At 46.1% G+C, this 19612-nt stretch carries 22 protein-coding genes and 3 pseudogenes; 22 read left to right on the forward strand and 3 right to left on the reverse strand.

Going from position 1 to position 19612, the window contains the following annotated elements:
* The first annotated feature begins 16 nt into the window (after positions 1–16).
* From ACTWJ7_RS15485 to ACTWJ7_RS15565, 17 genes and pseudogenes are all read left to right on the forward strand, one after another.
* Positions 17–451: an S-layer homology domain-containing protein gene (locus tag ACTWJ7_RS15485; RefSeq protein ID WP_443146380.1), complete on the forward strand. Its 435-nt coding sequence runs from the start codon at positions 17–19 to the stop codon at positions 449–451.
* 159 nt (positions 452–610) lie between these two features.
* Positions 611–1626 (forward strand): annotated as a pseudogene (locus ACTWJ7_RS15490) (iron-hydroxamate ABC transporter substrate-binding protein).
* Positions 1627–1868: 242 nt separating this feature from the next.
* Positions 1869–2908, forward strand: a pseudogene (locus tag ACTWJ7_RS15495) (SPFH domain-containing protein).
* Positions 2905–3264 carry a hypothetical protein gene (locus ACTWJ7_RS15500; protein WP_443145596.1) on the forward strand — a complete coding sequence of 120 codons (360 nt, stop codon included), beginning with the start codon at positions 2905–2907 and terminating at the stop codon, positions 3262–3264. The pseudogene ACTWJ7_RS15495 and the gene ACTWJ7_RS15500 overlap by 4 nt, the downstream one beginning before the upstream one ends.
* On the forward strand, positions 3213–4007 hold the full coding sequence (locus ACTWJ7_RS15505; RefSeq protein ID WP_443145597.1) for a sugar kinase: 795 nt from the start codon (positions 3213–3215) through the stop codon (positions 4005–4007). The genes ACTWJ7_RS15500 and ACTWJ7_RS15505 overlap by 52 nt, the downstream gene beginning before the upstream one ends.
* A gap of 80 nt (positions 4008–4087) precedes the next feature.
* A complete protein-coding gene (locus ACTWJ7_RS15510) occupies positions 4088–4801 on the forward strand; it encodes a response regulator transcription factor (RefSeq protein WP_301877454.1) in 714 nt (237 codons plus the stop codon).
* On the forward strand, positions 4798–5787 hold the full coding sequence (locus tag ACTWJ7_RS15515; RefSeq protein WP_301877453.1) for a sensor histidine kinase: 990 nt from the start codon (positions 4798–4800) through the stop codon (positions 5785–5787). The genes ACTWJ7_RS15510 and ACTWJ7_RS15515 overlap by 4 nt, the downstream gene beginning before the upstream one ends.
* Positions 5788–5968: 181 nt before the next feature.
* Entirely contained in the window at positions 5969–6739 is a 771-nt protein-coding gene (locus tag ACTWJ7_RS15520; protein WP_079349336.1) for an ABC transporter ATP-binding protein, read from the forward strand.
* Complete coding sequence (locus tag ACTWJ7_RS15525) at positions 6714–7064, forward strand: hypothetical protein (protein WP_443145598.1); 351 nt, start codon at positions 6714–6716, stop codon at positions 7062–7064. Before ACTWJ7_RS15520 ends, ACTWJ7_RS15525 begins: the two co-directional genes overlap by 26 nt.
* Positions 7037–8173 (forward strand): ABC transporter permease, encoded by a 1137-nt coding sequence (locus ACTWJ7_RS15530; protein ID WP_443145599.1) that lies wholly within the window; start codon positions 7037–7039, stop codon positions 8171–8173. The genes ACTWJ7_RS15525 and ACTWJ7_RS15530 overlap by 28 nt, the downstream gene beginning before the upstream one ends.
* Positions 8140–8661: a hypothetical protein gene (locus ACTWJ7_RS15535; protein WP_443145600.1), complete on the forward strand. Its 522-nt coding sequence runs from the start codon at positions 8140–8142 to the stop codon at positions 8659–8661. The genes ACTWJ7_RS15530 and ACTWJ7_RS15535 overlap by 34 nt, the downstream gene beginning before the upstream one ends.
* Before the next feature lie 115 nt (positions 8662–8776).
* A complete protein-coding gene (locus tag ACTWJ7_RS15540; RefSeq protein WP_443145601.1) occupies positions 8777–9508 on the forward strand; it encodes a ZIP family metal transporter in 732 nt (243 codons plus the stop codon).
* Positions 9509–9900: 392 nt separating this feature from the next.
* Positions 9901–10551 carry a hypothetical protein gene (locus tag ACTWJ7_RS15545; RefSeq protein WP_301877448.1) on the forward strand — a complete coding sequence of 217 codons (651 nt, stop codon included), beginning with the start codon at positions 9901–9903 and terminating at the stop codon, positions 10549–10551.
* Positions 10551–11108 (forward strand): hypothetical protein, encoded by a 558-nt coding sequence (locus ACTWJ7_RS15550; protein WP_443146381.1) that lies wholly within the window; start codon positions 10551–10553, stop codon positions 11106–11108. The genes ACTWJ7_RS15545 and ACTWJ7_RS15550 overlap by 1 nt, the downstream gene beginning before the upstream one ends.
* Before the next feature lie 72 nt (positions 11109–11180).
* Positions 11181–11933 carry an SMI1/KNR4 family protein gene (locus tag ACTWJ7_RS15555; RefSeq protein WP_301877445.1) on the forward strand — a complete coding sequence of 251 codons (753 nt, stop codon included), beginning with the start codon at positions 11181–11183 and terminating at the stop codon, positions 11931–11933.
* A 3-nt stretch (positions 11934–11936) separates the two neighbouring features.
* On the forward strand, positions 11937–13238 hold the full coding sequence (locus ACTWJ7_RS15560; protein WP_079349330.1) for a hypothetical protein: 1302 nt from the start codon (positions 11937–11939) through the stop codon (positions 13236–13238).
* A 43-nt stretch (positions 13239–13281) separates the two neighbouring features.
* A complete protein-coding gene (locus ACTWJ7_RS15565; protein WP_079349329.1) occupies positions 13282–13893 on the forward strand; it encodes an SMI1/KNR4 family protein in 612 nt (203 codons plus the stop codon).
* 14 nt (positions 13894–13907) lie between these two features.
* On the opposite strand, the gene ACTWJ7_RS15570 is transcribed toward ACTWJ7_RS15565, so the two are convergent.
* A complete protein-coding gene (locus tag ACTWJ7_RS15570; protein ID WP_443145602.1) occupies positions 13908–14126 on the reverse strand; it encodes a hypothetical protein in 219 nt (72 codons plus the stop codon).
* Between the two features lie 358 nt (positions 14127–14484).
* Here ACTWJ7_RS15570 and ACTWJ7_RS15575 point away from each other — a divergent pair.
* Positions 14485–15191: pseudogene (locus ACTWJ7_RS15575) on the forward strand (cupin domain-containing protein).
* Positions 15192–15315: 124 nt separating this feature from the next.
* Here ACTWJ7_RS15575 and ACTWJ7_RS15580 read toward each other — a convergent pair.
* The gene (locus ACTWJ7_RS15580) at positions 15316–16362 is read right to left on the reverse strand and encodes an aromatic ring-hydroxylating oxygenase subunit alpha (RefSeq protein ID WP_079349326.1); all 1047 of its coding nucleotides are present in this window, start codon (positions 16360–16362) and stop codon (positions 15316–15318) included.
* 352 nt (positions 16363–16714) lie between these two features.
* Here ACTWJ7_RS15580 and ACTWJ7_RS15585 point away from each other — a divergent pair, with 352 nt between their 5' ends.
* The 3 genes from ACTWJ7_RS15585 to ACTWJ7_RS15595 are packed head-to-tail and all read left to right on the forward strand — an operon-like array spanning position 16715 to position 18127.
* Positions 16715–17164, forward strand: a complete 450-nt coding sequence (locus tag ACTWJ7_RS15585) for a carboxymuconolactone decarboxylase family protein (protein ID WP_301877441.1) — start codon at positions 16715–16717, stop codon at positions 17162–17164.
* A gap of 37 nt (positions 17165–17201) precedes the next feature.
* Positions 17202–17804 (forward strand): sigma-70 family RNA polymerase sigma factor, encoded by a 603-nt coding sequence (locus ACTWJ7_RS15590; protein WP_443145603.1) that lies wholly within the window; start codon positions 17202–17204, stop codon positions 17802–17804.
* A gap of 17 nt (positions 17805–17821) precedes the next feature.
* Complete coding sequence (locus tag ACTWJ7_RS15595) at positions 17822–18127, forward strand: hypothetical protein (RefSeq protein ID WP_443145604.1); 306 nt, start codon at positions 17822–17824, stop codon at positions 18125–18127.
* A 175-nt stretch (positions 18128–18302) separates the two neighbouring features.
* Here ACTWJ7_RS15595 and ACTWJ7_RS15600 read toward each other — a convergent pair whose 3' ends face one another.
* Entirely contained in the window at positions 18303–18947 is a 645-nt protein-coding gene (locus ACTWJ7_RS15600) for a spore coat protein (protein WP_435874143.1), read from the reverse strand.
* 131 nt (positions 18948–19078) lie between these two features.
* Between ACTWJ7_RS15600 and ACTWJ7_RS15605 the strand changes: the two genes are divergently transcribed.
* Positions 19079–19612 (forward strand): hypothetical protein, encoded by a 534-nt coding sequence (locus ACTWJ7_RS15605; protein WP_301877436.1) that lies wholly within the window; start codon positions 19079–19081, stop codon positions 19610–19612.

Genomic DNA, 19612 nt, shown 5'->3' on the forward strand with positions numbered 1-19612 from the left:
AGCACAATTTTTGCAAATGATTATTAAGGGCATTGGCGAATCACGCTTGCCGGATACATCCACTTCAGCTCCAATGGATGTGACGAGTAATCAGTGGTACTCGGATTCCGTACGCCTTGGTCTGGAGATGGGAATAGTACAAGGCAGAGCGGACGGATCATTTGGAGCGAATGAACGTATTTCGCGTGAGGACATGGCAGTGATGTTAAACCGTGCTATACAGGTCATGAAGCAGGACGCCAGTGCAGTCGTTGATTCGTCGTCCAGCAGTGCAGGATTTCATGACGACGCAGCTATCGCTGCATATGCAAAACAAGCTGTTGCAGCGATGCAGGAGCAAGGCGTGCTTAAAGGTATGGCAGATGGTACATTTGCGCCTAAACAGCATGCGAACCGTGCACAGGGTGCAGTCGCTGTAGCCAGAATGATGGAACAGATCTATTCATTCTAGTGCGCACATGATATAGGGATCGGGTCTTTCTGGCTCGGTCTCTATGTTTATGTATACCATTAAAATGGTGGACAGTTCTTAGCCTATTCTGCTATGATTCAAATGATAATGATTACCATTATCATAATAAGCGTTGAATTATAGGAGGCCGTCATGTTTATTTTTAAATCCAAATCGATTCTGTACATTTGCACGTTATTCATTGTATTTACGCTTGTTCTTGCGGGCTGCGGAAATACCGGTACAACCAGTAATGAAACGGGGAGCGAATCAGGGCAGACGACTGAGAAGCAAGAATCCGCTGGAGCCGATACAGCTCAGAACGAATCAACGGAAAGTGAAACACGTGATTATGAGACGGATAAAGGGACGGTTACCATTCCTGCACATCCGAAGCGCATCGTGACCGACTACTACGGGGCGAAATTCTGTCTGTAGGCGGTAACCTGATTGGTGTGGAGCCAAGTGCCTTTGATAATCCGTTCATTAAGGACAAGCTCAAAGACACCACAGATGTGGGTTATCCGGTGAACGTGGAAAAGACGCTGGAATTACAGCCTGACTTGATCGTCGTGATGTACGATGATAACTACGAGGAACTGTCAAAGATTGCACCAACCGTGCATATCCCTTACGGCACAGCAACAGATATCTACCAGACAGTCGAGCTGTTTGGTGATTTGATTGGTCAACCGGAGCAGGCGGAGGCGTTTATTGCCGATTATGAGAAAAAGGCAGCAGAAGGACGCGAGAAGCTAAAAGGCATTGTGGACGAGAATACAACCGTTGGGTTATACGAGTTGACGGACAAAGGGGATCTATGGATCTTTGGGGACAACGCAGGCCGGGGTGGACAAGTCGTATATAATGCTTTGAAGCTGAAAATGCCGAGCAAGGTGAGCAAAGACAATCAGACCGTGCAGCTTTCGCTGGAAGTTCTGCCCGAATACGCTACCGATTACATGTTCATGACGGTGTATGATCCAGAGAAAAAAGGTGAAGCGCTGAAGGAATTCAAACAGTCCAAAGTATGGAACGGTCTGGATGCCGTGAAGAATCACCGATTCTTCGAGAATGATTTTGACACATTCTATCGATATGATCCGATCGCTATTACAGCCCAGATTGATTTGTTTGTTGATCTGATCACGAAGAGCGCTGAACAAAATAAATAAATAAATAACAAGTTGCTTAGCTGCTTACTTCTATTATTAAGCTAACCCCATATCCCATTATGAGATTATCATTACAGACTATATTCAGAGAAAATCGACCTTCCTTAAGGCTTCTGCCCGGGGGAGGTCTTTTTTGATGTCAAAAGCAAAAAAGTTGTTAATGTCATATTGACAATATCGGATCTGTTTGTTATCATTTCGATAATATCATAATGACAATATTAAGAAATGGGGAATGAGCGATGTTTGGATTCCGATTCGTGAAGTTTCAACCCAGTGAATATGTAATGAAAGTGAAAAATGGTCAGGTGCAGCGTCAAGGTGTGGGTTTGTCCTTTTACTACTATGAGCCGACAACGTCGGTTGTGGTGTTGCCTGTATCTTCTGTGGATGTACCCTTTATGTTCGAAGAGATTACGGCGGATTATCAGACGGTTACGGTTCAGGGTCAACTGAGCTATCGTATTGTTGATTATATGAAAATCACCCAAAGCTTGAATTACACGTACAATTTGCGCAAGAACAGGTATATCTCCGACGATCCTGGCAAGTTGGATCAACGTGTGATTACGACCGCCAAGGTGCTGACCAAAAAACAGCTGGAGCAAATGCCTCTGAAGGAAGCCATTCAATCGAGTGAACGACTGGCCAGCAGCATGAAACGGGAAGTGGTACAGAGTGAGGAACTGGAGAAATTGGGCGTAGAGCTGATGAGTCTATCCATTCTCGCCATTTTGCCTAATAAAGAGACCATGCGTGCACTGGAAGCACAAGCACGGGAAGAGATTTTGCGTCAGGCCGACGAAGCATTGTATGTACGTCGCAATGCATCCATTGAACAGGAGCGTAAAGTGAAGGAAAACGAACTGAACACGGAAATTGCCGTTGAGACGAAGAAACAGCAGATTCGTGAAACGCAATTGCATGCCGAACGTTCGGTGAAACAGAAACAAAATGAGATGGAACAGGAACAGCTGCAATTCAATACGGCGATGGAGGAACGGAAGCAGCAGCTCATTGAATTGACGATCGCCAATCAGAATGCCGAAGCGGATGCCAAAGCCTATGAAATTGCTGCCGTGATGAATTCGTTACAGCATGTGGAACCTAGCGTGTTACAGGCGATGGCCAACATGGGTATGAACTCGGATAAACTGATTGCTCTTGCATTCCAGGAGCTGGCTGAGAATGCGGGAAAATTGGACAGCTTAACATCTCGCCGGATCTGCTGCAAGGATTGATGAATCCACCGACAAGAGAGCAGGGAGGTCGGGCACGATGAGACTTGGGAAGGCAAACCAGACTGAAGCTGCACACACTGCGGGAAGTGAACCTATGACCGAATACAAGCTGATTTTAGTCAAACGCAGAACAAGGCTGGAAGAATTAGTGGTTCGTTATAATACGGTTCAACAAGCCCAGTTCTATATTGAACGTCTGGGGCGGACTTCAGTGATTACCTGGAGGAAGATAGACGTTATCATCATTCCGTGCATCAGGCCCAGCAGCAGCTCAGCCAACTGGGTCGGGTTCAGACCATTGATCGGGAACATGTGCCCAACTTTATTTTTGGAGCACAGGACATTGTGGTCGTCGTCGGACAGGACGGTCTGGTTGCCAATACGCTCAAGTATGTGACCGAGCAGCCGCTTATTGGTGTAAATCCTGATCCAATGCGTTGGGATGGGGTATTGCTGCCATTTACGGTGGAGGATCTGAGCTTCATTATTCCCGATGTTATTCGTAAACGTCGGACTCTGAAAGAGGTGACTCTGGCCAAAGTGGAGCTGAATGATGGGCAGTATCTGTATGGTGTCAATGATCTGTTCATTGGCCGAAAGACGCATGTATCTGCTCGTTATGAAGTTCGTATCGGTTCATCGGTAGAACAACAATCTTCCAGCGGGGTGATTGTATCTACCGGAATGGGATCGACGGGCTGGTTCAAAAGTGTACTCGCAGGTGCTGCCGGGGTTGTGGGCTCGGAAGCGTGGCAGCACATCCAATCGGATGAAGCTTTCACCACCGATAAAGACAGCAGGAGCTTTCATCCAGGTCCGGAGCCTAAAGGGAAAGATTATTCAGAAGAACGTAGCCCTGGGACCGTATCTGAACAGGGAAGCATGAGCGGCTTGAATCACTTCGGTTGGGACGCGCCTTATCTGTATTTTACAGTACGTGAGCCCTTCCCCAGCCGGACGACTGCGGCCAATCTGGTGTTTGGACAGATTCATCCGAAACAGCCTTTGCACATGGTCTCCCAAATGCCAGAGGATGGCGTTATTTTTAGTGACGGGGTAGAACAGGACTTTCTCGAATTTAATTCCGGGGTGGAAGCCACCATTGGTTTGGCGGAGAAGCGTGGACGGCTGGTCGTCTGACCTTTATTTCCAAACCGTTTCCGACTAGAATGGTAATCTAGATGTAGAAGATATGTCAGGGAACGGAAAGAGGATTGACGATGCAATCGATATTGTTGGTTGAAGATGATGCTAAGCTCGCAGGATTGTTGGCGGCATATTTGATTCGGAATGGTTTTCAAGTGCAGATCGTAACTGATTTCCGTCATGTACTGGATGAATTTGTACAGATCGGTCCGGATTTGGTGTTGATGGATGTAAATCTGCCTCAGTTTGACGGCTATTACTGGTGCAGACAGATCCGCTCGCATTCCATATGTCCCATTCTATTTATTTCGGCTCGTGATAGTGGCATGGATCAGGTTATGGCGCTGGAGCATGGGGCGGATGATTATATTACTAAACCTTTTCAATATGAAGTAGTTCTTGCTAAAGTTCGTAGTCACCTGCGTAGGGCGTACGGGATGTATGCAGCTGTACAACCAGAGATGAAAGTGAAAAACGGCTCTATGATACTGTACCCCGAAAGATATGTGTTGGAGTACGGGGGGCGTTCCATGGAGCTGGCACAGAAGGAATCCGTGTTGGTCGAAGCACTGATGGCCAAAGCAGGGCGGGTAGTTAGCCGGGAACGTTTGCTCGAACTGATGTGGGAAGATCAGCATTTTATTGATGATAATACGTTGAATGTGTACATTACACGTGTTCGCCGCAAGCTGAAAGATCTGGGGGCTGAAGAGATTCTGGAAACGGTTCGCGGAGCGGGTTATCGGTTGCTTGATCTGGAGTCAGCTTCCCAGGAGGATCGACAATGAAACTGTTCTTAAGGGATCAGCTGCCCCTCATCGGATTTTATTTGCTGCAATTGCTGCTGGTCCCATGTGTATATTGGCTCTCAGGTGAAGAGCGGCCCATGAGGATCGTTCTTTATGGCATATTGCTCAGTACAGTGGTATTAATCGTATATCTGACCGTGCGTTATTTCCAGCTCCACCCATATTACCGTGTGCTCCAGTATCCACAACGGCTGGTACAGGAGCCTTTCCAATCGCTTGGAAGCGCTCCTGTGGCAGAAGCATTACAGGAATTGATGCATGAACTGGAGCGTAACCGTCAGAATGAAATCGGTCAATTGCGCAGTCACAATGAGCAGCAGGTTGTGTTTATGAACCGTTGGGTCCATCAAATGAAGACCCCATTATCGATCATACAGTTGACCCTGGAAGATGTGGAGGATACAACTGCTGGCAGCATTCAGGATGAACTGGATAAAATGCGCAAAGGGTTGGAAATGGTACTTCATTCTTCACGCCTGGAACAGTTCGAGGGGGATTTCCGTGTGGAACTTCTGTCTCTACCGGAGGTGGTTCGAAGCAGCATCGCTGAGAATCGTCGTCTGTTTATTCGCAGGGGAATTACGCCGGATTTCCGAATGGACAACAACCTTCAAGTCTATAGTGACTCCAAGTGGCTGCGGTTCATGTTTACCCAGATTTTGACCAATGCCGTCAACTACTCAGCCAGCAAAGCGGGTAAAAAAGTCATAATTACCGCCTATATGGAGGAAGAGCGAATCGTATTGGATATTCAGGATCAGGGGATCGGCATCTCAGCTGAAGATATTCATCGCGTGTTCAATCCTTACTTCACAGGAGAGCGGGGAAGACAGTATCATGAATCTACGGGTATGGGACTGTATCTGGTCCGTGAGATCAGTTCACGTCTAGGTAATCAGATTGAATTGTTCTCCAAACCGGATGAAGGAACATTGGTCAGATTCAGCTGGATGAATCGGAAATAGAGGCGCTTTGCCCATGGGCGAGGTGCTTTTTTTATGGATATAGGATTTCTTCATAGAATGGGAACATAACCTTAAACGCTGTGTAAGGAAAGTTTAAGGTAAATCGATAGCAGGGTTGTGGGAGGTCGTTTAGGATAAGGATATGAAAAACACAGATCGTTCAGTTGGAGGGGAAACACCTATGGAAATGTTGCAAGTTTCGGCACTTAACAAAGTGTATCAGGGCAAAGTGCAGACTCAAGCCCTTAGTGATATTCATCTGACCATCAAGCAGGGTGAATTTGTAGGAATTATGGGACCATCGGGCAGTGGGAAAACGACTTTGCTCAATATGGTTTCGACCATTGATGAGCCAAGCTCAGGCAAAGTGCTAATTAATGGCATGAATCCGTTTGATATGAAAAAGAAAGAACTCGCCATGTTCCGACGTCGGGAACTCGGGTTTGTATTTCAGGATTTCAATCTGCTCGATACCTTGACCGTTGCTGAAAATATAGTACTGCCATTAACGCTGGACAAGGTCAAGCTGAAGGAGATGGAGAGCAGACTCCATCGGATTACGGCTCAGCTTGGAATCGATCATATTCTGGATAAACGTGTCTATGAGATCTCGGGTGGACAACGGCAGCGTACAGCCATTGCCAGAGCTATGATTAATATGCCATCGATTGTACTTGCCGATGAACCGACAGGTGCGCTGGACTCGACTTCATCCCAAGCGGTAATGGAATCGCTTGAACAGATTAACCAAGAAGAGAAAACAACCATTATGCTGGTCACACATGATCCGCTTGCCGCAAGTTATTGCCATCGGATTGTATTTATCAAGGATGGCAAGCTCGCAGCGGAAGTGCATCGCGGAGATAATCGTCAGACGTTCTTCCAACGAATTATTGATACATTATCGTTCTGGGGAGGGAATTCGCATGAGCTTTCCTCAGTTCGCCTTTAACAACATTCGCCGAAACGGGCGAGCATACATTGCCTTTTTTCTAAGTAGTGTATTCATGGTCATGATCTTCTTCGCGTATGCCATGTTCATCTATCATCCGTATGTTGAGAAATTACCGATTGGCAAAACTACGGCAGCGGGAATGCAGGTCGCTTCGGTCATCGTCTATGTGTTCGCGATCTTCTTCGTTATGTATTCCATTAGTGCATTTCTGAAATCACGGAATAAGGAATTCGGTATACTGACCATTTTGGGCGCGGAGCCGGACAGATTCGAAGACTGGTCATTTTGGAGAATATGTTTATCGGATTTCTATCCATTATAGCCGGGATCGGTGGAGGCATGTTATTGTCCAAGCTGTTTCTGATGTTAACCACCCGATTTATCGGTATGGATGATTTGCCTTTTTATTTTCCTGTAAAAGCGATGTTGATAACGGTAATTGCCTTTTTATTATTGTTCTTTTGCATTTCACTGTTCACACTTTTCTTTATCGGGAATAAGCGGGCGCTTGAGCTGTTAACCGGAACGAGCAAGCCCAAAAAAGAACCCAAAGCTTCTTGGGTGTTCTCTATTCTTGGGCTGGCTTTCCTGGCTACGGGATTCATTGCTCTATACAGCAGTTTGTCGAGTAAAAGCATTCTGATCGCTGCTGTGACAGGCATTGCGGGAACATATTTCTTCTACTCGCAGCTCTCTGTGCTCACCATACGGCTGTTGAAGCGTAATAGGAAACGGGTATGGCATGGGACACGCTTGCTGTGGATATCGGAGATGAGTTACAAAATAAAAGATAATGCACGTATGCTGTTTATGGTAACGGTGGTCATTGCGATTGCTTCCATGAGTGCAGTTGTCATTTTGTCGCTGGATCAGCAGAATCGACAAGTATTTAGAGACAATCATTTTCCAATTCGTTATAACGTGTACAACGCATCGGAAGAGCCGAACATGGCTCCTGTCAACGAGGTACTTGATGCTGCCGGTCTTCCATACCAGGATGCTTATCTGGAATACTTTTGGACAAGTGCGGATGGCAATGGAATCAGTGTGATGCCTTTGAGTGATTTCAACCAGTTCAACGCAATCCAGAACAAACCGTCTTATACTCTTGCATCCCATACCGGCATATTCATCGATTCCCGTAATATGGAGAAGCCTCGTCAACAGGAACGGTTCCATGCCTATGCCAAGGGCGATCAGTTAACGCTGGATACGAAATCAGAGCCTGCTAAAATCGATATTAAGTACACTGAAATTGAACCGGAATTCAACGGGCTTTTATATGCATCAGCCCTAGTTATTGTAAATGATGAAGAGTTTAATGCTCTTGCCGGACAAATGGACAAAGATGCAATTTCCGGTAAATACCTTTATCATATCCCTTCTTGGGGGAAACCGTGCCCGATCGGCAATCATCTGAAGCAATGGTAAGCGATCGGCTGGAGGGCATGGATGAGATCATTAGAAATAGCTCTAATAATAAAGACTTTTCCGGCTTTTTCACGACGCGATATGCTGACTTTGAAGAATTCAGACAGACGACGGCGCTCTTTACCTTTCTGGGCATTTTCATCGGATTGATCTTCTCGATCTCCTCAGCCAGCTTTCTGTATTTCAGACTGCATACGGATCTTGAAGCAGATGGGAAAATGGTTCATTCTCTCTCGAAAATGGGTCTTAGCTTTCAAGAGATGAAACGATCATCCACGATCCAGATTGCGATTCTCTTTTTCTTCCCGATTCTGATCTCGATCATCGAAACCCTCGTTGTGGTTAAACCGTTCTTGAAGGAATTCGGTATTACCGAATATACGGTGCCTGTGTTAACCGTGTTTGGTGCGTTTCTGCTCGCGCAGACCTTCTATTTCTTCATTATTCGTTCAAGATATATATCTTCACTACGTAAAATGATGGTTTAGTGTTAGCGGTTTTTCGTTGTATTCCATTCACCTGGTGATGTACCCTGTTTTTGTTCTGTATGCTCCGGTTAATGGAGTGATAGATCATATATGAACATGAGAGGGGTCATCCCGGATGTGGACTGCATTCATGTGGGGCGGCATCTCCGCCTCGGCTGTTGTCATTGGAGCACTTGCTGCGCTATTTCTGAAGATTCCCAAACGAGTGATAGGCTGGATTATGGCTTTTGGTACTGGCACCCTGATTGGTGCGGCCGCATTTGAACTGATTGGAGACGCTCTGAATGATGGGGGGATTGTGCCGACCGCGATTGGATTTACTGCAGGGGCGGTCGTGTACACCATGTTCGATTTGCTCATTTCCAGTAAAGGGGGAGCAGGGCGCAAGCGTTCGGCAAGCGCCGGGAAGGGAGATTCCAACCAGAGTGGACTTGGCATTTTTGCAGGGACGGTCATGGATGCCATTCCCGAATTGATTATGCTGGGAGCCAGTTTGCTCGCCGGAAATGGTGTTAGTGTGGTGCTGGTTGTATCTATTTTTGTCAGTAATATTCCTGAGGGTCTGTCCAGTACGGTTGGACTGCAACGCAATAAATACTCCCGCTCCAGGATTATTCTCTTGTGGTTGGGCGTACTGATCATTTCTGCACTTGCAGCCTTGGGAGGGTATCTGTTTCTGGAGCAGCTGCCCGATGAGATGGCCGCGGCTATTGGGGCATTTGCCGGAGGAGGCATCATTGCGATGATCTGCTCTACGATGATGCCTGAAGCGTTCGAAGAAGGGGGACCCGTCGTAGGTTTTATTGCTTCAATGGGACTGCTTGTCTCCCTTTTGCTTGACATTTGATCGCGTGGGTTGGAATAGTGAATAGGAGTGCCTTCCAGATGATGATCTGGAGTAAGGTGCTCCTTTTTACGTTGCATTTCCTTGTGCTAAGCACTGGAGTTACATATAATTTTAGGTAGAACAACTGGGAAATGTTGAGTGGTTGCTTTTAGCGATGGCCAGCATACAGGGGATAGGCAGGGATTAAAATGAAACGTTTCGAAGATGAAGGGGCTTATAAATACAGCTTCTACGCTGTTCTTCGCCAAATATACCTTTGAAGAAGGCTTCCCATACCATCCCTGCGTATATCAAGAACGCCAAGAACAGAGAGCTGGTTGTCCGCACGTTGACCAAACTTCAGCACACGACAGGATGAACCGGTAGAACAGGGGTCGCTAAGGAGGATGATCATGAAATTTCGTATAAAGGTTACTATATTTGCAGTAATTATAGGCATGTTACTTATTCCGGCTTATTTCATTTTACAGACGTATGGTGTGTTTCAAAAAGAGAAGGTACTCTCTGACTATGCTCTTGCTGTCGATGTGAATGGGAGATCCTATGAAGCCTGGCCGCTCATCAACAGTTTCGCTGCCATGGATAAGGAGGAAGACAACAGGCAGTTATATTATCGTGTAGATATGAATCATATCCAATACCTTTATCACATCGCTTATCAGGAGTTTGATATTAAACCCAGTGAAGACAATCCCTATCTGGCTGGGACGATCCGCTATCAATCCACGGAAAACGAATATGTAAAAACCGAAAAGCAATATACCAATGCCAAAGATTATAAAACGGTGTTGAATTTTTATAATCGGGACAAAGAGGTGATTTATACTTATCCAAATACCGGAAAAGGGGATGGACAGCTGGTACAATCGATTATTCATCAGGGAATGAGCCGTTCCAGCAATGGGGGCAGTGAAGCTGCTCGTGATCCTTATATCAACGTTACGGCTTTGTTCCATGATAAGTTAGACATGGATGTGAAGCTGGATGTGGATGAAGAACATAAAGTCGTAACCATTCGAATGAATAAAGCGGAGGCGAGATGATGAATTTGTTTGGTGTACATAAAGGACCTACATATTTGGAAGGGTTGGTTCGGGAAATACCGGATGTTCAGACGCATGAAGTGGAATGGAAAGGCAAGTTGCAAGCACGGGATGGACATGACAAGTTCCATATTTTTTATTATGGTGACTTAACCGATGATGATCTGATAACCTGGCAGGATTCGACACCACTCATCGTATATGCGGAGCACACCGTAACTGGAGAACGCTACTTACTTATCGATTCAGCCAAACACGGTTATGATGCGATGTTGTGTGAGACATATCCGGAGGAAGACCTTAATAACAGGCCGCTACGCCCCTATTTGGACGTCGAAGGAGAAGATATTTTTGAAGTACAGCTCACTGCCTTTTATAACGTGCCATGGGATGAGGAGTTCGGGGAAGATGTGGACGAAGACGGAACCTACGAATTGATTACGGGAGAGAGTATGGATTTTGAGCAGGTGAAACGTGACGGTTATGATGCATTTGCCATTAGCATTATAAACCGCAAGGGTGTAGTGACCGAAATTGTACAGGAAGAACTGGCTTAGCCTGATTGAATTGCTGATCGATTGAATGAACTGTCGTGAATTGAACGAAACGATCGTAGGGAGATGTCGTGAATGTATATTGTATCTCATGCGTTAAAGCCCGTACCCGCTAAGGAACTGGATCATTTTGAAGAGCAGCATTTGATCGCGTTGCCTGTGTCTTATCGCCAATGGCTGGAACAATACGGGGAAGGGACATACACAGGCTGGATGAATGTGCAGCGGCCGGATCAGGAGGTACTAAAACCTTTTGCTGAATATGATTTTTGGATGCACACGGAGGATACGCCAGTCACACAGGAGCAGCTTAAGGAGTGTATCAGTATCGGCAGTTCGGTGGATGGTGATTTCCTGGCGATTCATCCAGATGTGAAGGGACTGCTATGGCTCCCGCGTCATGATGAGTCTATAATCTTGTGGTCGTGCTCAGAAGCTGACTTTGGAGAGACCCTGGACCGGATCTATTGCCGATATTACCATCAGGATAAACCGCTGGCCCCAGCGTATTTTGAACCCTGGAATGAGCTGCGAAACCATACGTTCTACCACTTGGTTAACGTCGAGCGCGAAGACTCTATGAAAGCACTGGCTGAGTTGTGTAAGAGCAAATTCAAGTGGGATGCAGTGCTTGAAAATGAGTACACATGTAAGCTGTTTATGGTCTCTAAGGGTGGGTATTTACGCTTTAATTATGCGAATGGCAGGGAAATTGCGCTTTTCTATGAAGAGATGCACGGGACGGACGGTGCAAAGGATCACGATCTGGATCAATTTTTGCTGGCACATCACTGTACAGTCGTCAATAGAGGTGGAGTGGAGGAATAAATATTGAGTTGGTTGAAAGAAGACATTGCAGAAACGTGGCGGAGTGAAGGCAAACGATACGCAAAGGATGTTAATGCATTTGTGCGCAGAGGCATGGCAGGAGAGCAAGTGGACGAATCGGAGCTGGAGGCGGACGCGCGAGCTCTGATTAGCACTGAAGTGTGGAATATGGTGAAGCAGGCCAATCTTCAAGGAGATTTGGAAAGGCTCCGGCTTGAACTGCCTGCTGCAACGTGGCCATTGAACGAAAATTTTCAATCTTCCATGCAGGCCGTGAGGGTAGTAGGATATCTGAACGCGGAAACGATTGTATTCACAATCGGTACCTTCACGGAGAATGGATGTGTATATACCGCTGATCAGCATGGTTGTTTGCCTTTCTCTCAGTATACCTTCGCAGGTTGTTCACCGGACAGTGCAGACTATGCGTTGGCCGGATCGGAAGATATTCGTATCATCAGACAGCCTGATCGCCATCTGGTAGGGCAAGAGCTTGCGGTATATCGCTGGGAAGATATCCAATCCAGTATTCAGCAGGCATTGCCGCGCATCGAATCCCTAGCTGACTGTGAGCATCCAGAGCGCACACTTGAAGGACTCATTCCATTTAATGATGGGAAATCCGTTCTTATCTTCTCCACTTATGGAATCTATCTGCTAGAGCAAGGCCAGGTATCCCTGCTGCACCCGGATCTTGCAGAGATTGAAGAATATGAGTTGGAAGACACACAGATTGATATGGGGCATGCGGCGGTCTCACGCGACGGTCGCTGGATTGCCTACGGCAGCCAGGTGAGTAATCATATGATTCTGGATCGCGAACAGAATAAGACGTATTCCCTTTATCCCGAATCCAGTTATCCTCATCATGCGGTGTTCACCACCGATAGCTTGAAGGTATGGTTTAATGCATGTCACTTTTATAACGGGGCTACAATACAAGTTCAGTTGGAAACGATCGATGGTAATGAGAGTAAGGAAGACTGGCCTGTAATGGATGAGAATGCCCGTGTTTACGCTGCTGTGGAAACAGATGCAGGCATGGTGCTTGGGGATGCATATGGATATTTATATTGTGTGAATAGTGACGGGCAGGAAGTGTGGAGACATTTTGTAGGCAGCACCATCTATTCCTTGGCGAGCTCTCCTGACCAGTCTAAGCTTGCTGTGGGTACGTTCGGGGGCATGCTGCATATCCTTGACCTGCACTCCCAAGAAATGGACGAATATGGGATCGGTACAGGAACTATCCGTGAGCTTGAGCGTTATGTGTTGTGGCGCGAAGAAGAACCTATACGCTGGTAAACCCCGCAATAACTTGATCTTAGATGAATGGGAGGGATGCTTCATGACACCTGAGGCTAGTGCAAAATGGAATGAAATGTTCGATGCGCTGAATGGGCTCCTGAATGAAAAAATCCAGGATGACGAAATTCGGCAGTTATACGAGGAATACCAGCATCGGGCGGGTGCTTCTGAACAGAGTCTAACCGCATTGGAAACGGAATATGGCGTCCGACTGCCGGAGGATTTCCGCGCCTTCTATCAGCGTAAGGACGGGAGTGGTTATGCATTTCATATTTTGTATCCGGGTGATGCGGAGATAGAGGAGTGTAATCCATTTTATCTGATGTCATTGAAGGAGATTCGGGAAACCAAACAATATTTCTGTGAAGTGGATGAGAAGTTGGACGAGTACTATTCCCCAGATGAGATCAGCAAACTGGACCCGGAGATTAAGCCCTACTTATTCCACAAAGAGTGGATTCCGTTTGCAACGATGGCAGGAGGCTCCCTTTATTTGATGCTTGATTTTGATCCAACAGAGAAAGGAACCTACGGGCAAGTCATTATGTATGTGCATGATCCGGACTTTGTTTATTATGTGTCTGAGACGTTTACAGACTTGCTGGAAGTGTCCAACCGTAATCTGAAGATCATGGATGAAATTGAGTATTGATGACGGGGTAGAGGTTAAGCCTTCATCATGCGTGGGTTAAAAGGTTGAACAAGGACAGGAGCTAATGTTAGCAGCTCCTGTCCTGCTCTTTTAGCATTAAAAAATACGATGGCCGTGGAAACCACCGCCCGGTCCACCAGGTCCACCAGGACCCCCGGGTCCTCCACCATGTGGACCGCCCGGATAGCCTCCTCCAGGGAACGGGCCGTGGGGACCGCCAGGGTAACCGCCATGCCATCCTGGGCCTCCGATGGGAAGGGGCAGCGGAAACGGAACGATGGGTGAATAGGGGTATGGATAAGGATATGGATAAGGGTAGGGATAGGGTGGCGGTGGATAATAAGGGTAAGGATAACCCGCAGTTGGCGGGATAGGTACTGAACCAGGTCCGTAAGCCATGATGCATGCCTCCAGTGTTTAATTGATGATATCAGCCTATGCTGCGATACAATTGAGTGACACAGAAGGGTTAATAGTATGTGGTACGGGTGAAGGGGCTTCGGCATAAATGGGCTCACGCATAGAAGCCCAGAGCATAAGCTGGCGTATAGGTTATCACCTAAACCGAGAGCGAAGGGCAGGCGTTTTATTTTGGCAACCTCCTATATGGACTACACCTTACCTACCACCCAATTTACATTTGATGTGAACCAGAATCTTTTATTCAAAAAAGACGGAAATAACTATATTAACTTTCTCTCCATTCATCAATTAAACACATTGGGTAATGTATCCTTGTTGGATATTTTTCTTAGCACAGGTAATGTGGTTGAACCCCATATTCATCAAAATGCATCCGAGCTGGTGTATTGCATCAGTGGTTCAGCTGTCGTTTCCCTCATCAATCCATTTACCAATGAGTTGTTAAACTTAACGATTACCCAGGCCAAGTAGCAAATGTTCCGCAAGGCTGGTGGCACTATGAAATTGCAACGGTAGATCAGACGCATCTGCTGGCTATTTTTGATGCCCCTGTTCCTGAAGCCATTTTTGGTTCGGACATTTTGCGTCTTACACCTGCAAGCGTCCTGGCCCATACGTACTGTCTCGATGAAAACAAGGTGAAGGAAACGCTTGCTCCCATTCAAAAAACAGTAATCATTGGGCCGCCTGTTGACTGTGCAACTCAAGTATCGCCGGCCACAAACAACATGCCACATCCGAATAGTCAGCCTAACGAACTGCCTTATGTGAATCGCCTTCCGTATTGGGGAACATGGGTAGATCCCCGTATTATTCACGAACCAGGCTGTCCGTATTATACAGAACCTCCGATGAATACGAATAATCAAAGGTAAGTGACAGATATAGCATATTATAAGTGAGGTCAATCCCAGTACATCGTCACGAACGAAAGTGTAGCAATTAGACAAAAAAGATGCATTCGCATGAACGCATCTTTTTTGTCTGTTTGTGTTCAAGTTATGATGTGTAGTTTCTTCCCAAGCCCAGCTCTGTCAGTAACTGACGATATGCAATCGAGGTACGGTCTGCGGGAATATGTGCTTCTGCATGCAGATCCAGCGGCAAATCCTCCGGTTTCTGTGATTCCACCATTTCACGGTCCTCCTCAAATACCTGCAAGTTAAACTTGATTGTCTCTTCAATTGGAGCATCCTTGTCAAAGTTACGCGTAATCGGACAGAACAACCGTGTAAAGCGTGCAGATATAGGTGAGGCGCAGTTCAGAATGTTCAGTTTGTCGTTATCCGGGAAGTGAACTGTAAGAGAGGCGGCGAATGGCGGAAATACGCGGAATTCACGCAGCCATTGAAAGCCTTCGGGGGCTACATTATCCTGACCTTTACCATAGTTGCTGACAGAACTCCAGTATTCGGCAAGCAGCTGATTGCCTTCACGTTTTACTTGGTATTGGGGCACTTCGGTGTTGTTCCGATCGCCAAACGTCTCTGTATGCACGTAGGCAAAATGGGATACATCCAGAAATCCCTCCATCTGACGTCCTGCTGAACCTGCGATATCAAAGTTCGGAGGCAGAATGTTGATATATTCCGGATCATCCCATCCTGGGAATGAAGGAATCTGCTCATCGTTTCCGGCGAGTGAAGTCCAGATCAGGCCATAACGTTCGACCGCAGGATATACGATAAGTTTCAGTTTGGGAGAAATTTTGGAGCTGGGATGTGCAGGCACGGCGGTGCATTTACCTTCACAGTTATAACGGAAACCATGATAGGGACAGACGATTTCGCCATTTTCTACCCAGCCCTTACTTAGCGGAGCACCACGGTGAAAACAAAGATCCTTGGCAACTACAACGTTGTTGTTGCTGCGATACAGAACCAATCTGACATCAAGCAATTGAGCGGCCAGTGGTTTATCTGTCACTTCACTTGCCTGAGCGATCGGATACCAATATTGAGATAAGACATGCCAGTCTTCAGCGGAGAACGTGCAGCCGCGGGGCAGTTCGGATGTAAGTTGGGGATTGGAATTGGAAGTTATCATGGAAGTCACTCCTTGCTGGGATAATGAATCGTTCGTTATTCATGTTAGGAAAGTTCACTTTGTAGTCGTATGTTACTACTCTTTTGTTCGGAGTATCAATATGTGCAATCGGTTTTTGTTTAAAATGACAAACAATACAGCGGACACCTAACATAAATACGGAATTATCTGCTTATACATAACGTTTTGCGTAAACTATATCCATGATGGGCAAGCTTCATTGAGGTTACTCATCTTACATAGTTGAGTTTTATGCTGTTTCAAATATGCTGAAGATTTTTTATAGAAAATGTCACAGATATGAGTCTTGATTTGTCTTAAGGTTGTAGACCAAAATGCGGAGGCGAATGAGATGAATTTAAGAGTGAATTATAGAGTGGCTAATTCGGGTGCTTTCAAAGCAATGATGGCATTGGAGCAGCATGTTTCGGGTCAGTTTGAAGATAATAAAGTGTTATATGAGCTGTTGAAAATCCGTGTGTCGCAAATCAATGGCTGTGCGTTTTGTCTCGATATGCATGCCAAAGATCTGATGAAGCTGGGAGATTATGCCGATCACATTTTGCTGCTGAGCGTGTGGCGCGAGGTACCTTTGTTTACGGAAAAAGAACGTGTTATGCTGGAGCTGGCTGAAGCTGTAACGCTTGTTTCGGAACAAGGCGTACCACTTGAATTGTTTGAAAAAGTGAAGGAACATTTCAGTGATGCTGAACTGGTGGATCTGATCATGGCGATCAACACCATTAATAGCTGGAACCGGATCGCAATTACAACAGGGATGTATCCTGGTTGCTTTAATTAAGTAAAGTTACGACCATCTGCCAGAGGAGGCCATTCTCATGAAATTGGATTCCCTCATCAATGAGCCAGAAGTGTCTTCTCTGGAAGTTGGTGAATTGTATATTCGTTATAAAGCCTACGCCTTTTCCATTGCTTACCGCATGCTCGGTAGTGTGGTGGAGGCTGAAGATTTGGTGCAGGACTGCTTTGCAGAGCTTCAGAGCAAGTCTCTTGATAATATCCGTAATCCTAAGTCCTATATTGCTAAACTAGTCGTAAACCGCAGTTTGAATCTGCTGAACTCTGCCCGCAATCAAAGGGAAAGTTATGTTGGAGAATGGCTCCCTGAGCCGATGAGTGACGGTGGAATAGGGAACGTTCCGGAAGCAACGATGGAGCAGAAGGAGATGATTTCCTACGCTTATCTGGTTATGCTGGAGCAACTCACCCCAATAGAGCGTGCTGTTTTTGTACTTCGTGAGGCGTTCCAGTATGAGTATGCGGAAATAGCAGATTGGCTGAGAAAATCCGAAAGCAATTGCCGTCAAATTTTTAGCCGGGCCAGACGTAAGCTTCCCGATCGTCTTCCCCGCTGGAACATCGTTCTGCTGATTATGCTGCCAAAGAAAAATTGCTGGCTCGTTTCACAACCGCTTTTCTAAATTATGATGTCTCCGAGATGCTGGAGCTGCTGGCCGAGCAGCCTGTATTTACTGCAGATGGCGGTGGACGTGTGCATACGGTCATGAGAACGATGAAAGTTCGTAAAGGTGTACTCGCTTTGTTGACCTCTCGCCGGGTGCTTACCCGATTGCGAGAACGAGATTGGGTGCACACATTCATCAATGGAGAGCCTCACCTTGCATTACTGGATAACGGTCAGTTGTCCGAAGTTCTGTGTCTCAAGCTGGACTCTCCAGGAGAGCGGATTGAGGGATTCTATCTCGTTGTGAATCCGGACAAACTTACATCGGTATCGACATAAAATACATTCTTGGAATGGAGCAAGAAGCGCTGAATGCATGCTAAAGCGGCACATCCATTAGAGAGGAGTGCTGCTTTTTTCACTTCTGGATCAAAGCCGTAGCAGCACAAAGAACAGCATCTTACAACCTTGGGGGTTGAAGATGCTGTTCTTTGTTGTTCTGGCTTATTTTAAATTAATGAAGAGGTGGTTTATTGTTCGTTGGCATTTGAGGTGCACCGGTTGCTGGGACATATGCTTGAAGCATCTGTGTCGTATCATTTGCATTCAGTTGAGGCACTTGATAATAAGCATGTTGATTTTGATACATGAAAATCTCGTAAGCCATCTCGATAAATTGTTGTACCTGCGAAGCAATAACTCGGCGTACGGTCCCATTCGTAATTTCAGGAGCAGACATGGCCAGCAGAGAGGCATGTGACTTGATCAATCCCAGCATATGACCACTGATGCCTGCATCTTTGACATCGGCTAGTGATTGATTCGGCTTTTTCGGTGCAGATGGCTTGAGGCCATATACGGGCGGAACGATGTTTGGAATCATGTAGGTTGCCGTCTCCTCATGCGGTTTCTGTCCAGTTGAGAAACATTCTGCCGTCAGATTGTACTGGGACAGCATGAAATTGTACTGACGATCAAGAAGTTGAAGCAGTTCAGTGTCCTGTACAAACGTTCTGAAAATCATGTATTGATCCAGCACGTTGATGGCCCCTGACAGAATTTCATGCATATCGAACATTTCATGTCCGCCATGGTTCATTTGAGGTGTGAAGCCTGGATTTGCGTTGTTTGCAGGTTGCATTCGGTTTGAAGGCTGCATTGAATTTGAATTCATGGTAAATTTGATTCTCCTTTGGGAAGTGGTATGATCCTAGTATGGTCTTCAACAGTAAATTTATGTAATGTGTTTTGGTTTTAAGCAAAAATAGAGACAGGTACGGTGGTGGTTGGATGGAAACGGACTGGAATGTTCCAAAAGCGTTATTCGTTAAGCATTATGGGAGCGCTGTACAGATGCATCGGAGTGGTGTTTATGCACAATATAAACAATGGGATGTGCCTCAAGAGCTGGAGCAGACATGGATGGAAGAAAGAATAGGTCAGTTAACCTCTGAATTATCTATCATGAACTGGGACGCGGTTGATGAGCTTACGTCGATTGCCAGATATCATGCTAATCCGCTGATTATCACTGCAATCACAGCATTTGCTTCAAGACAACTGACGAGTGCGGACAGTATGGTTCGTCTGGTGTATGCGGAACGTTTGATTGAGTTGATCAAGCGATATGAATCGATTATTCCGGTAGATGAGCTGCGGGAAGCCTATCAATTGACAATGAACTTGTTGGAGGATGTGGTAACCAAACCGTTGGTGCTTGATCCAGGACATGAACTACAGCAATATGGGTTAAAGGATAAGCGTGGGCTGAATTTGCGTGTGGAAAAGAACAGGGAAGAGATTATCCGATATTTTCGGAACTAA

Source organism: Paenibacillus sp. 1A_MP2, assembly GCF_052244825.1.
Lineage (GTDB): Bacteria > Bacillota > Bacilli > Paenibacillales > Paenibacillaceae > Paenibacillus > Paenibacillus vandeheii.

Excerpts from the sequence above, each read along its gene's own strand:
- ACTWJ7_RS15595 (WP_443145604.1), top strand. The coding sequence starts at position 17,822 with ATGCTGGAGCTGCTGGCCGAGCAGCCTGTATTTACTGCAGATGGCGGT.
- ACTWJ7_RS15580 (WP_079349326.1), bottom strand. The coding sequence starts at position 16,362 with ATGATAACTTCCAATTCCAATCCCCAACTTACATCCGAACTGCCCCGC.
- ACTWJ7_RS15590 (WP_443145603.1), top strand. The coding sequence starts at position 17,202 with ATGAAATTGGATTCCCTCATCAATGAGCCAGAAGTGTCTTCTCTGGAA.
- ACTWJ7_RS15550 (WP_443146381.1), top strand. The coding sequence starts at position 10,551 with ATGAATTTGTTTGGTGTACATAAAGGACCTACATATTTGGAAGGGTTG.
- ACTWJ7_RS15530 (WP_443145599.1), top strand. The coding sequence starts at position 7,037 with ATGTTTATCGGATTTCTATCCATTATAGCCGGGATCGGTGGAGGCATG.
- ACTWJ7_RS15500 (WP_443145596.1), top strand. The coding sequence starts at position 2,905 with ATGAGACTTGGGAAGGCAAACCAGACTGAAGCTGCACACACTGCGGGA.
- ACTWJ7_RS15510 (WP_301877454.1), top strand. The coding sequence starts at position 4,088 with ATGCAATCGATATTGTTGGTTGAAGATGATGCTAAGCTCGCAGGATTG.
- ACTWJ7_RS15555 (WP_301877445.1), top strand. The coding sequence starts at position 11,181 with ATGTATATTGTATCTCATGCGTTAAAGCCCGTACCCGCTAAGGAACTG.
- ACTWJ7_RS15600 (WP_435874143.1), bottom strand. The coding sequence starts at position 18,947 with ATGCAGCCTTCAAACCGAATGCAACCTGCAAACAACGCAAATCCAGGC.
- ACTWJ7_RS15520 (WP_079349336.1), top strand. The coding sequence starts at position 5,969 with ATGGAAATGTTGCAAGTTTCGGCACTTAACAAAGTGTATCAGGGCAAA.
- ACTWJ7_RS15565 (WP_079349329.1), top strand. The coding sequence starts at position 13,282 with ATGACACCTGAGGCTAGTGCAAAATGGAATGAAATGTTCGATGCGCTG.
- ACTWJ7_RS15570 (WP_443145602.1), bottom strand. The coding sequence starts at position 14,126 with ATGGCGGTTACCCTGGCGGTCCCCACGGCCCGTTCCCTGGAGGAGGCT.
- ACTWJ7_RS15515 (WP_301877453.1), top strand. The coding sequence starts at position 4,798 with ATGAAACTGTTCTTAAGGGATCAGCTGCCCCTCATCGGATTTTATTTG.
- ACTWJ7_RS15585 (WP_301877441.1), top strand. The coding sequence starts at position 16,715 with ATGAATTTAAGAGTGAATTATAGAGTGGCTAATTCGGGTGCTTTCAAA.
- ACTWJ7_RS15540 (WP_443145601.1), top strand. The coding sequence starts at position 8,777 with ATGTGGACTGCATTCATGTGGGGCGGCATCTCCGCCTCGGCTGTTGTC.
- ACTWJ7_RS15525 (WP_443145598.1), top strand. The coding sequence starts at position 6,714 with ATGAGCTTTCCTCAGTTCGCCTTTAACAACATTCGCCGAAACGGGCGA.
- ACTWJ7_RS15605 (WP_301877436.1), top strand. The coding sequence starts at position 19,079 with ATGGAAACGGACTGGAATGTTCCAAAAGCGTTATTCGTTAAGCATTAT.
- ACTWJ7_RS15545 (WP_301877448.1), top strand. The coding sequence starts at position 9,901 with ATGAAATTTCGTATAAAGGTTACTATATTTGCAGTAATTATAGGCATG.
- ACTWJ7_RS15485 (WP_443146380.1), top strand. The coding sequence starts at position 17 with ATGATTATTAAGGGCATTGGCGAATCACGCTTGCCGGATACATCCACT.